This window comes from Thiobacillus sp. (genome assembly GCF_024708915.1).
Genome location: NZ_JANJXQ010000065.1, coordinates 1 through 11,525 on the forward strand (window position 1 = coordinate 1; position 11,525 = coordinate 11,525).

The following is an 11,525-nucleotide window of genomic DNA, read 5'->3' on the forward strand; positions in this document are numbered from 1 at the left end:
AATGACACTCGACCGCGCTAAACAACTGCTGAAAGTCCAGGCCGATTTCGGCGGCTTCTACAACGGCAATTCAGCCAAGCTGATCCTGTCCGAAGTGCAGCGCGAGCATGGGCAGGCAGCGGTCGATCAACTGATCGTCGAGTTGCAGCTCGACCAGATATTCGGATTTGAACCGGGCACGCGTTTCGAAGGTGGCCTGGCAATGGGTAAGTAGCGGTAAGGGGAACGGTGGCAGATGCTGCCGTTTTTTTTTGGAGTTCGGAGGAGATATAGATCATGAATGAAGGTTTGCTGTTTGCCCTCGTGGCGGCGGTACTCGCACTGCTCTATGGGGTCGTATCCATCAAATGGATTATGGGACTGCCAACCGGCAACGACCGAATGCGACAGATCGCAGCGGCCGTGCAGGAAGGGGCTTCCGCCTATCTGAACCGGCAATACACCACCATCGGCATTGTCGGCGTGATCCTGCTGATCGCGATTTTTGTCACGCTGGGCTGGCAAACCGCAGTCGGCTTTGCCCTCGGCGCCGTGCTCTCCGGCCTCACCGGCTACATCGGCATGAACGTCTCGGTGCGCGCCAACGTGCGCACCGCACAGGCCGCTTCTGAAGGCCTCAACGCCGCACTCAACGTCGCCTTCAAGGGCGGTGCCATCACCGGCATGCTGGTGGTGGGCCTGGGCCTCTTGGGCGTGGCCGGCTACTATGCCGTGCTCACCCTGGGGCTGGGCGAGACCACCGAGAAAGCCACCCACGCACTCGTGGGCCTGGCCTTCGGTGGTTCGCTGATCTCCATCTTCGCGCGTCTCGGCGGCGGCATCTTCACCAAGGGTGCCGACGTCGGCGCCGACCTGGTGGGCAAAGTCGAAGCCGGCATTCCCGAAGACGACCCGCGCAACCCGGCGGTGATCGCCGACAACGTCGGTGACAACGTCGGCGACTGCGCCGGCATGGCGGCCGACCTGTTCGAGACCTACGCCGTGACCATCATTGCGACCATGCTGCTGGGTGGCCTGATGATCACCGGCTCCCCCGAAGCGGTGATCTATCCGCTGGTGCTGGGCGGCTTCTCGATCATTGCTTCCATCGTCGGCACCTGGTTCGTCAAGGCGCGCGAAGGCGGCAAGATCATGAACGCGCTGTATCGCGGCCTGATCGTGTCGGGCGTGCTGGCGGCGGTTGCGTTCTACCCCATCACCACCTGGATGCTGGGCGAGGGCGTGATGATCGACGGTGAACTGGTGACCTCGATGAACCTGTACCTCGCCAGCCTGATCGGCCTTGCGCTGACCGCTGCCATGGTGTGGATCACCGAGTACTACACCGCGACGGAATTCAGCCCGGTGCGTCACATCGCGCAGGCCTCCACTACCGGCCACGGCACCAACGTGATCGCCGGCCTCGGCGTGTCGATGAAGTCCACCGCCGCTCCCGTGCTGGCCGTCTGTGCCGCCATCTGGGGCGCCTATGAACTGGGCGGTCTGTACGGCATCGCCATCGCCGCCACCTCGATGCTGTCGATGGCCGGCATCATCGTCGCGCTCGACGCCTACGGCCCGATCACCGACAACGCCGGCGGCATCGCCGAAATGGCCGGTCTGCCGGACAACATCCGCAACATCACCGACCCGCTCGACGCCGTGGGCAACACCACCAAGGCCGTCACCAAGGGCTACGCCATCGGTTCCGCCGGCCTGGCCGCGCTGGTGCTGTTCGCCGACTACACCCACGCCCTGACCGCCGGCGGTCAGGTTCTGACCTTCGACCTGTCCAACCACATGGTCATCATTGGTCTCTTCATCGGCGGCATGGTGCCTTACCTGTTCGGTGCCATGGGCATGGAGGCGGTCGGCCGGGCCGCAGGTTCGGTGGTGGTGGAAGTGCGCCGCCAGTTCAAGGAAATCCCCGGCATCATGGAAGGCACAGCCAAGCCCGACTATTCGCGCGCGGTCGACATGCTGACCAAGGCGGCGATCAAGGAAATGATCGTTCCGTCGCTGCTGCCGGTCGCGGTGCCCGTGATCGTCGGTCTGACGCTCGGCGCACAGGCGCTCGGTGGCGTGCTGGTCGGCACCATCGTCACCGGCATCTTCGTGGCGATTTCCATGACCACCGGCGGCGGCGCGTGGGACAACGCCAAAAAGTACATTGAAGAAGGCAACTTCGGCGGCAAGGGCAGCGAAGCGCACAAGGCCGCCGTCACCGGCGACACCGTGGGCGATCCCTACAAGGACACCGCCGGCCCGGCCGTCAACCCGCTGATCAAGATCATCAACATCGTGGCACTGCTGATCGTTCCGCTGATTGCCTGAACTTCCGGGCTTCACCTCTGGCCGCCCTGCACGATATAGTGCAGGGCGGTTTTGTTTTGGGCGGGAACCCGCGGGCGTTTCGACCGCCTGAAAACAAGACCCCTTTGGAGAACCCGGCTTGAAACCATTGCGCTTGAAACACTCGATCGCGGCCTGTGCCCTTGCACTGCCCATGATCGCTCACGCTGGCGGCATCGACCGCCTGAAGGCCTTTATCGCCGGCGCCAGGACCGCCGAGGCCGACTTCAGCCAGACCGTCGCCGACAAGTCCGGCCGCGTCACCCAGCAGGCCAGCGGCAAAATGGCGTTCGCCCGTCCCGGCAAGTTCCGCTGGGATTACAGCACGCCGTACGAGCAGGCGATCGTCGGCGACGGCAGCCGGTTGTGGCTGTACGATGCCGACCTTGATCAGGTCACGGTCAAGCCGCTCGGCGACGTCATCGCCGGAACCCCCGCTGCGCTGCTGGCCGGCGACGACGCCATCGAGAAATACTTTGTCCTGAAAAATGCCGGCGAGGCCGACGGCCTGGAATGGCTGGAAGCCACGCCAAAAACCAGGGACACCAGCTTCGAGCGCATCCGCATGGGCTTCAAGGGCGACGTGCTGGTACAGATGGAATTGTTCGACTTCTTCGGACAGCGCACCACGCTCAAGCTGTCGCGCATGGTGCGCAACCCGTCCATCGCGCCGTCGCGCTTCATTTTCATTCCGCCCAAGGGCGCCGACATCATTGGCGACTGACGACCTTTTCCCCGCCGCCGTGCCCGGGCCGGCGCGCGACGATCCGCGCGCCCCGCTGGCTGAGCGCCTGCGTCCGCACAGCCTTGCCGATGTCGTCGGCCAGACCCATCTGCTCGGCCCAGGCAAGCCGCTGCGGCTCGCCTTCGATTCCGGCAAGCTGCATTCGATGATCCTGTGGGGGCCGCCGGGTGTCGGCAAGACCACCCTGGCGCGGCTTACCGCGCAGGCCTTCGGCGCCGATTTCATCGCCATCTCGGCGGTGCTCTCCGGTGTCAAGGACATCCGCGAAGCGGTCGAGCGCGCGCGCATGAATCAGAGCACCGGCCGCGCGACCATCCTGTTCGTCGACGAAGTGCACCGCTTCAACAAGTCGCAGCAGGACGCGTTTTTGCCGCACGTCGAATCCGGGCTGTTCACCTTCATCGGCGCCACCACCGAAAACCCCTCGTTCGAAGTCGTCGGCGCGCTGTTGTCGCGTGCCCAGGTCTACGTGCTGAAGTCGCTGACGCCCGACGAGCTCGGCCAGCTGATGCAGCGAGCCTTGCAGGAACTGCCCGACCTGAAGCTGGGCGAAGGCGTCGACAGGCTCTTGGCTGCCTATGCCGACGGCGATGCCCGCAAACTGTTGAACCTGCTGGAACAGCTCGACACCGCCGCGCGCACTTCGCAGGTGGAGGAAGTCGACGCCGCCTTCGTCGAAAACGCGCTGGCGCAATCGCTGCGCCGTTTCGACAAGGGCGGTGAAGCTTTCTACGACCAGATTTCCGCGCTGCACAAAAGCGTGCGCGGCAGCGACCCCAACGCCGCGCTGTACTGGCTGGTGCGCATGCTCGACGGCGGCGCCGACCCGCGCTACCTCGGCCGGCGGCTGATCCGCATGGTCAGCGAGGATATCGGCCTGGCCGACCCGCGTGCGCTGAGGTTGGCATTGGACGCGGTCGAAACCTACGAGAGGCTAGGCTCACCCGAAGGCGAACTCGCGCTGGCCGAGGCCTGCCTCTACATGGCCTGCGCGCCGAAAAGCAACGCCGCCTACGTCGCCTACAACGCCGCGCGCGCCTTCGTGCAGTCCAATCCCTCCAACGATGTCCCCATCCACCTGCGCAACGCCCCCACCAAGCTGATGAAGGAACTCGGCTACGGCCGCGCCTACCGTTACGCCCACGACGAGCCCGAGGCCTACGCTGCCGGCGAATGCTACTTTCCCGACGACCTCCAGGAGCAGCAGTTCTACGCACCCACCCCGCGCGGACTGGAAGGCAAGATCGCCGAGAAGCTGGCGCATCTGCGAAAGCTGGATGAGGAGGCAGGGAAGGGCTGAGCGTGTCGAGGTCTTGCGTTTGGCTTGAACTATCGCCTTACCGGTGGTATACAGCACGGTATATACCATCGCTTGAGGGAGACGAATCATGCAAACCGCAAAGCTATTCAAGAACGGCCGCAGCCAGGCCGTGCGCCTGCCGGCTGAATATCGGTTCGAAGGGGACGAGGTCCTGATCCGCCGCGACCCGGATACAGGCGACATCATCCTCAGTCCACGCAACAAGACATTTGAGGATTGGGTCAAGCTGCGCGACAGGCTGCTGGCCCGTATTCCGCAGGAAGACCTCAACGCCCTCGACGATCTGCGCGACACCGGCTCCCACGCAGAGCGCGACTGGCCATGAGTGCCATGTTGATGCTGGACACCAATGCGGTTTCTGCCCTCGTCAAAGGACAGGCGGATAGCCTGAGCAAAACACTGGAACAGCGGCCCTTTTGCATCTCCGTCATCACCGAGGCGGAATTGCGCTTCGGCCTGGCGCGCAGGCCCGTCAATGCAGATTTGCGTAGCATCATTGAGTATCTACTGCTGGCAATCGACATCCGCCCCTGGAACTCCGTCTGCGCAGAGCGCTATGGGCATTTGCGTGCCGAACTGGAAGCGGTCGGCAGGCCGCTGGGCCCTATGGACCTGCTCATCGCCACGCATGCTCTGGCGGAAGACTGCACCCTGGTCAGCGCTGACCGGGTATTCGCTCACGTTCCCGGTCTCAGAATATTGGACTGGACAGCCGCGTCGGCCAACTGAATGGCCTGACACCGAATCCAGCCCGCGCGGACTGCAAGCAAAATCACCGAGAAGTTCGCGCATCTGCGCACGCTGGATGAGGAAGTGGAGAAGGAATAGCGGATGGTTCTTTCGCCACGCCTGCTTCGCAGTCATTGCAAGGCGCACAGCAACGAAGCAATCCACAGCGGACACAGCGCATACCTCAAAATAGTAGGAGCATGCCCCATATAGGCATGAATGAAGTGCCGGTGGAAATGGTATGTCGATGATCCGGCTCAACGCGCCATTGCCAAAAGTCCATAAATGTACTAATTTTTCATTATCAGTACATTTACATACTGGTGTGGAGAGTGAGATGCAAAACACAGCACACGCCGTAAAGGCCCACGACAAACCCGGCAGCCGCGACCTTTCCGCCGCCGGCCTGCGCGCCTTCTTCAACATCGCGCGCGACTGGGGGCTCAACACCGACGAGCAGATGGTGCTGCTGGGCACCCCTGGCCGCTCCACCTTCTTCAAGTGGAAATCCGCCCCCGAGCGCGCCGACCTCAAGCGCGACACCCTCGAGCGCCTGTCCTACATCCTGGGCATCTACAAGGCGCTGCAGGTGCTGTTGCCCGCCACGGCAGCGGCCGATGCCTGGGTGAAAAGGCCCAATACCGCGCCACTCTTCGGCGGCAGCAGCGCGCTCGAGCGCATGCTCGGCGGCAACGTCGCCGACCTGCTGGCCGTGCGCCAGTATCTCGACGCCCGCCGCGGTGGCTGGGCTTGAACTACCCCACCATGCGCCTGAACTGGAACCCGGCCTGGCGCGTCATCCCGAGCCGTTTTCCTTCCATCGGCCTGTTCGAGCGCGTTGCCAGCCCGGAGGATTTCGACGCCCTCTATGCGCTGGAGGCCATGACCAACGACCGCCTGCGCGACGAAGTCGGCGAGATCAATCTGGTTCCCCGCGACGAGCGGCTGTTCGGCCCCGGCAGCACCTGCATCATGGCCGCCTTCACCCACCTCAACCCGCAGGGCAGCCGCTTCAGCGACGGCAGCTATGGCGTGTTCTATTGCGCCCGCAAGCCAGACACCGCCATCGCCGAAACCCGCTATCACGCGGCCCTGTTCATGGCGGCCACCCGAGAGCCGCCGATGCGGTTGCAAATGCGGCTCTACACCGTGAAAGCCAAGGGCGAGGTGGCCGATTTGCGCAAAGCCAGCCAGGCCGATCCGCGCATCGTCGATCCCGACGACTACGGCCATGCCCAGGGCATCGGGCGAAAACTCAGGTCCGACGGGGTACGCGGCATTCTGTATCCCTCGGTGCGCCACCCCGCCGGCGAATGCCTGGCTGCCTTCAACACGGCAGTATTGAAAAACTGCCTGCATGCCGCGTATCTCGAATACAACTGGAACGGGCAGGGCATCGATGCGGTGTTCGAGGTGTCACAACTGCTTTAACTGCAGAGCGCACACTGACGAAAGTGCGCTACTATGTGACCAACAGCATGACCAACTGGAGGTCACATGAGCACCGTAACGCTGGCAGAAGCCAAGACCCATCTGAGCCACCTGCTCGACCAGGTCGAGGCGGGACAAGAAGTCGTTATCACCCGTCGCGGCCAGGCGATTGCCCGTATCACGCCGGTCGAAAAACCCAAGCAACCCGTCAAATCGCTTGCCGAATTCCGCAGCCGCATGCCCCGCTGGCGCAAGTCCAGCGCCGAGCTGCTGCGTGACATGCGGGACGAGGATCTTTGATGCTGTATTTCGATACCGGCTTCCTGGCGCCGCTCATCCTCGAAGAATTCACCAGCACGAAAATCGAGGCTTTCTTCACCAAGCTCCCGACGGGCGAGTTCTACGTCAGCCATTGGACCCGGGTCGAGTTTGCAAGCCTGATCGCCCGAGAAGTCAGGATGGGTGGCCTTGCGGAGCCCGATGCGCTGCTGGCCATCGGTCAATTCGACGAGCTGGTGACCGAGTCATTCCAGGTTCTGGCCCCCGCCGTTGCGGACTACGAGCTTGCCAAAGCGTACATCCAGCACTTTGCCACCAAGCTGCGGACCGGCGATGCGCTGCACCTGGCCATCGCCAGCAATCACGGCGCAAAAACCCTCTACACCCTGGACGCGGGGCTGCTGAATGCAGCCAAGCTGCTGAAGCTTCACGCCAGTCGGGGTATCAAAGTTTGAGCCAACCGCACTAAGCAGCCAAAACAACCATACGCCGGGCCAGTCGATAAATCTCCCGATATGCGAAGATTCGGCTGATAACAAAAAGGGGACGTCTTGGCGCCACAGCCGGAACAACAAGCGAGGGGGAATATCGATGTACTGCTGGAGGCGGCAGGCTGGCACGTCTGCGACGCGTCCGCTGCCACCACCCATGCCACGCGTGGCGTCGCCATTCGTGAATTCCCGTTGCCTGGCTACATGCTCAAGGGCCGCGACCTCATTCCCGACCTCCACGCCAATGGTGGTGGGCGGGTTTTGCCGCGCAGCACGCGTCCAATGCCGTCTTTACATTGCTAGTGTCGTGACTCAGAAATATCGAAACATGAAACGGCGTCTTTTTCCGCATGGCGGCGTTGCTCGTCGTTGCCATAGAGCCGGCTATGTCGCCTCCTCGCGCCTTGCCCTGCGAAAAAATCCATCCGTTTCATTCCGTTCCCCTATTTCCGAGCCACGACACTAGCGGCGGGCGTTTTCCCGGTACGCGTCGTAGCGCGCGCGCGGCGTGTCGGCCCGCAGGTATTCGGGGGCGATGGCTTCGAGCGCCGCCGGCGCGAACGCGAACACGGATGGCCAGCCGCCGCTGCAGACGTTGTCCGTCGTCATGGCGTAGTAGTTGTCGCGCGTCATCAGCTTTTTGCCGGGTTTGAATTCGAGCGCCCAGGCCTGGAAATACGACGGCCATTTGCCCAGTGGAATGACCCGGCGCCGCTTGCCGATCACTTCGCCGACATAATTCACCAGCTCCTGCAGGGTGTAGATCCTGGGGCCGCACAAGTCGTAGGTCTGGCCGTAGGTCGCCGGATTGTCGAGGCTGTCGGCATAGGCGCGCGCGACGTCCTCGACATGCACCGGGGCGAAGCGTGCCCCCGCGTTGGCGAGCGGCAGCAGCGGAAAGGCCTTCAACAGTCCGGCAAACATCGACAGGAAGGAGTCGCCGCGGCCGAAGATCACCGACGGCCGGAAAATCGTGACGTCGAGGCCGTGTCCGTGGATGAATTTGGGGCCGTTCAGATACCAGTTTTCGTGCTCGACATGGTGCCGCCCGGCCTCGCGCACCAGCGCTTCGGCAATGCCCTTGGAACGCTGGTAGGCCGAGCGCGAGTTCGGGTTGGCGCCGAGCGCGCTCATGTGCAGCAGGCGGCGCACGCCCGATTCGCCGCAGGCGTGGATGACCTTGCGCGGCAGTTCGATATGGACCCGCTGGAAATCGCCGCGGCGCGCGCCCGGCAGATCGACGCGGCCGACCTTGTTTTCGTACAGGATGCCGACCAGGTTGATGACGGCATCCATGCCGCGGAAGTGGCGGATGAGCTCCTGCTCATCATGCACGTCGGCTTCGACCACCTCCACTGTCGGCAACAGGATCAGTTCCTTGGCCATTTCGCGGCGGCGGCTCAGCACGCGCACGGCCAGACCGCGCGCGGCGAGCTGGCTGACGAGATGGGTGCCGACAAAGCCGGACCCGCCGAGGATGCAGATGCGTTCAATCTTCATGATGAGATTCGTTTCAGTAGATAAGGCGATGCGGATTCTAATCGCCCGTCCGTTCCACTTCCAGCGGAACGTCCGGATCGGCGGCGAGGATTGCCGGGGTTTTGCGCGGCGGCACCGTGCCCAGCCGTTCTTTCAGCAGCACCGAAGGCTGGCCGAAACGCTCCGCATAATAGATGGCGTTGCTCATCACTTTCTTGACGTAATCGCGGGTTTCGGCAAACGGGATGGATTCGATGTAGACCGCGGCTTCCATCGGCCGGGTGTCGCGCCAGCGCTGCGCGCGGCTCGGGCCGGCATTGTAGGCCGCGGTGGCGAGCACCGGCGAACCGTCCAGGCTGGTTTGCACATGCTTCAGATAGTACGCGCCGAACTGAATGTTTTTCGCCGGGTTCTGCATCTCGTCCGGATGAAATCGCTTGATCCCGAGACGCTGCGCAATCCAGCGCGCCGTGGCCGGCATGATCTGCATCAAGCCGGCGGCACCGACGCTGGATCGTGCGACGTTGACGAAGCGGCTTTCCTGCCGCATCAGGCCGAACACCCAGGCTTCGTCGATCTGGTTTTCACGCGCGGCCTGCTGCGCCAGTTCGCGGTAAGGCGCGAGAAAACGCAATTCGAAATCATGCAGTTCGCGGGTACGCTCGGCTGTGTTGATCGCCTGGTCGTACCATTCCATTCGGCGCGCCAACTCGGCCGCCGCCAGCAACTGTGCGTCGGAAAACTCGCGGATCGACCAGTTCCATTCCTGGCTGGCATCGCTACGCAGACCCAGTTCCTTCAGGGCCAACGCACGCGCGATGCCGGGCTGACGGCCAACCGCAGCAAGCTCATCGCCGCTCGTCTTGGCATTGTTGACGGCCGGCGCCTGCATCACCGGCCCGAGCTCTTCCTGCGCCAGCTGGCCGTAGTAGTGAAATTCGCGCGACAACTCCAGGAAAACCGGCGTTGCCGCAGCACGCTGACCGCCGGCCTGCAAGGCACGCGCGCGCCAGTAGCGCCAGACAGGCTGCGCACGGGTGGCCTCACCCATGCTGTCGATCGCGCGCAGTACGGCCTGCCAGTCTGCCGCACGCAATGCGGCGCGCGCCCACCATTCGCGCTGGAAATCGTTGGCCGCCATGGCGCCCGCCTGCTGAAACCAGGGCAACGCGCTTGCCTCGTGGCGACGCGCAGCCCAGGTGGCGAGACGCGCCCAGGCGGTGCGCTGCTCCTCGCCAAGGCGCGGCGCCAGCCTGCGCAACGCCTGTTCCGCCTGCGCGGTACTGCGTTTGGCCAGCTGGTCGAGCGCGTACAGCGCGATTTCGCGGTCGCCCCGCCGGCTGAAGTCGAGCTTGCCGGCATCGAGCAAACGCGCGGGATCGCGGCTGGCCTGGTCGAACAGCGCGGCAGCCGGGCGGCGGGCTTCGGGCAAGGCGTTGGCCACGACCCGGGCGACGCTCGGGTTGCCGGCTTCCAGCGCCAGCCGCAGGCGACGCCAGACGTCTTCCTCACGGATCAGTCCGGCCTTGATCAGTTGCTCGAACAAAGGCGTGCACACCGACGGCATGTCGCGCCCGGTGAACCACAGGGTCACCGCCTCGCGCGGGTGACTGCGATTGCCCTGCGCCGATTCGGCACGGTAGGCATAACATTGAAGCGCGATATCGGGCCTGGCGAGACGCGGGTATTCGGCCAGGTACAGCGGCCACGCTTCGCGCGCGCCGAGCGATTTCAGCCAGTCGGCACGCAGCGCTTCGGCCATGCGGCTGCCCGGATAGCGCGCCAGGAAATCGGCGATGCGCGCATCGTCGGTACGGCTCGCCAGCATCAGGCGCCAGTATTCGACATAAGGCGCCAGCACATGATCGGCCGGCACGGCGCGCGCGGCATGCTCCAGATTCGCCAGCTTGCGCGCGGCGAACGCCTGCTGCGCCTTCAGCACGGCGGCGTCGCCCGGCGCGGCCCAGGCGGGCGACGCGGACAAGGCCAGCAGCAGAAAAACCCCGATCCGAATCATGCCGCGAGGGTAACATGCGGCCGCCGCGCATCGCCTGGGATGAATTCACCATGGAGCGGCCCGGCGCGCTGCATTACCCCGGGCGCGGGATGCACGTTATAGTGAGGACTTCGTATTCACTTTCCAGGGAAACCGCCATGACAGCCAACGTCGGCAATATCGACCGCACCATCCGCATTCTCGCCGGCATCGCCCTCATCGCCTGGGCGCTCATGGACGGCCCGGTGTGGGCCTGGGTCGGCGTGCTGCCGCTGGCGACCGGACTCTTCAGGTTCTGTCCGGCCTACAGTCTGTTCGGCATCAACAGCTGCAGCCTGAAGAAATAAGCTTCAGGCAAGAAACAGTTTGTAGGCCGGATTGCGGGACTCGTCCCAATAGCGGTAGCCCAGTTCGTCCAGAAACTTCTGGAAGCCGGGCTTTTCCTTTTCCGGCACCTGGATGCCGACCAGCACGCGGCCGTAGTCGGCACCATGGTTGCGGTAATGGAACAGGCTGATGTTCCAGCCGCGGCTCATGCTCTGCAGGAACTGCATCAACGCGCCGGGACGCTCGGGGAATTCGAAGCGGTACAGCACTTCGTTGACGGCCTCGGGGGCGCGCCCGCCGACCAGGTGGCGGACGTGCAGCTTGGCCATTTCATTGTCGGTCAGGTCGATCGCCTCCAGGCCATGCCGCTGCAACAGTTCGACCACGCGCGCGCCC

14 protein-coding genes and 1 pseudogene are annotated in these 11,525 nt (G+C 63.8%); 12 read left to right on the plus strand and 3 right to left on the minus strand.

The window, feature by feature from the left end:
• From Q0L94_RS05015 to Q0L94_RS05065, 11 genes are all read left to right on the plus strand, one after another.
• Window positions 1-214: hypothetical protein (locus Q0L94_RS05015; protein WP_018077262.1), on the plus strand; the 214-nt coding region annotated here is incomplete at its 5' end.
• Window positions 215-276: 62 nt separating this feature from the next.
• Window positions 277-2,313, plus strand: coding sequence for a sodium-translocating pyrophosphatase (locus tag Q0L94_RS05020; RefSeq protein WP_296750729.1), 2,037 nt, complete (start codon window positions 277-279; stop codon window positions 2,311-2,313).
• A 133-nt stretch (window positions 2,314-2,446) separates the two neighbouring features.
• On the plus strand, window positions 2,447-3,055 hold the full coding sequence (lolA, locus tag Q0L94_RS05025) for an outer membrane lipoprotein chaperone LolA (RefSeq protein WP_296750757.1): 609 nt from the start codon (window positions 2,447-2,449) through the stop codon (window positions 3,053-3,055).
• Entirely contained in the window at window positions 3,045-4,376 is a 1,332-nt protein-coding gene (locus Q0L94_RS05030; protein ID WP_296750732.1) for a replication-associated recombination protein A, read from the plus strand. Before lolA ends, Q0L94_RS05030 begins: the two co-directional genes overlap by 11 nt.
• An 88-nt stretch (window positions 4,377-4,464) precedes the next feature.
• The gene (locus Q0L94_RS05035) at window positions 4,465-4,722 is read left to right on the plus strand and encodes an AbrB/MazE/SpoVT family DNA-binding domain-containing protein (RefSeq protein ID WP_296750734.1); all 258 of its coding nucleotides are present in this window, start codon (window positions 4,465-4,467) and stop codon (window positions 4,720-4,722) included.
• Window positions 4,719-5,126, plus strand: a complete 408-nt coding sequence (locus tag Q0L94_RS05040; protein ID WP_296750737.1) for a type II toxin-antitoxin system VapC family toxin — start codon at window positions 4,719-4,721, stop codon at window positions 5,124-5,126. The genes Q0L94_RS05035 and Q0L94_RS05040 overlap by 4 nt, the downstream gene beginning before the upstream one ends.
• A 337-nt stretch (window positions 5,127-5,463) precedes the next feature.
• Window positions 5,464-5,880 (plus strand): MbcA/ParS/Xre antitoxin family protein, encoded by a 417-nt coding sequence (locus Q0L94_RS05045; RefSeq protein WP_296750739.1) that lies wholly within the window; start codon window positions 5,464-5,466, stop codon window positions 5,878-5,880.
• Window positions 5,877-6,557, plus strand: a complete 681-nt coding sequence (locus Q0L94_RS05050; RefSeq protein ID WP_296750741.1) for an RES family NAD+ phosphorylase — start codon at window positions 5,877-5,879, stop codon at window positions 6,555-6,557. The genes Q0L94_RS05045 and Q0L94_RS05050 overlap by 4 nt, the downstream gene beginning before the upstream one ends.
• Window positions 6,558-6,623: 66 nt before the next feature.
• Window positions 6,624-6,857, plus strand: coding sequence for a type II toxin-antitoxin system prevent-host-death family antitoxin (locus tag Q0L94_RS05055; protein ID WP_296750744.1), 234 nt, complete (start codon window positions 6,624-6,626; stop codon window positions 6,855-6,857).
• Window positions 6,857-7,291: a type II toxin-antitoxin system VapC family toxin gene (locus tag Q0L94_RS05060; protein WP_296750745.1), complete on the plus strand. Its 435-nt coding sequence runs from the start codon at window positions 6,857-6,859 to the stop codon at window positions 7,289-7,291. Before Q0L94_RS05055 ends, Q0L94_RS05060 begins: the two co-directional genes overlap by 1 nt.
• A 96-nt stretch (window positions 7,292-7,387) precedes the next feature.
• Window positions 7,388-7,630 (plus strand): hypothetical protein, encoded by a 243-nt coding sequence (locus tag Q0L94_RS05065; protein WP_296750747.1) that lies wholly within the window; start codon window positions 7,388-7,390, stop codon window positions 7,628-7,630.
• Between the two features lie 159 nt (window positions 7,631-7,789).
• Here Q0L94_RS05065 and Q0L94_RS05070 read toward each other — a convergent pair whose 3' ends face one another.
• Together Q0L94_RS05070 and Q0L94_RS05075 are read right to left on the minus strand one after the other, a co-directional pair.
• The gene (locus Q0L94_RS05070) at window positions 7,790-8,827 is read right to left on the minus strand and encodes a complex I NDUFA9 subunit family protein (RefSeq protein WP_296750750.1); all 1,038 of its coding nucleotides are present in this window, start codon (window positions 8,825-8,827) and stop codon (window positions 7,790-7,792) included.
• A gap of 37 nt (window positions 8,828-8,864) precedes the next feature.
• Window positions 8,865-10,823, minus strand: a complete 1,959-nt coding sequence (locus tag Q0L94_RS05075; protein WP_296750752.1) for a lytic transglycosylase domain-containing protein — start codon at window positions 10,821-10,823, stop codon at window positions 8,865-8,867.
• 137 nt (window positions 10,824-10,960) lie between these two features.
• Between Q0L94_RS05075 and Q0L94_RS05080 the strand changes: the two genes are divergently transcribed.
• Window positions 10,961-11,149, plus strand: coding sequence for a DUF2892 domain-containing protein (locus Q0L94_RS05080; protein WP_296750754.1), 189 nt, complete (start codon window positions 10,961-10,963; stop codon window positions 11,147-11,149).
• Between the two features lie 3 nt (window positions 11,150-11,152).
• On the opposite strand, the pseudogene Q0L94_RS05085 reads toward Q0L94_RS05080, so the two are convergent.
• Window positions 11,153-11,525, minus strand: a pseudogene (locus Q0L94_RS05085) (threonine ammonia-lyase, biosynthetic); the annotation flags it as partial.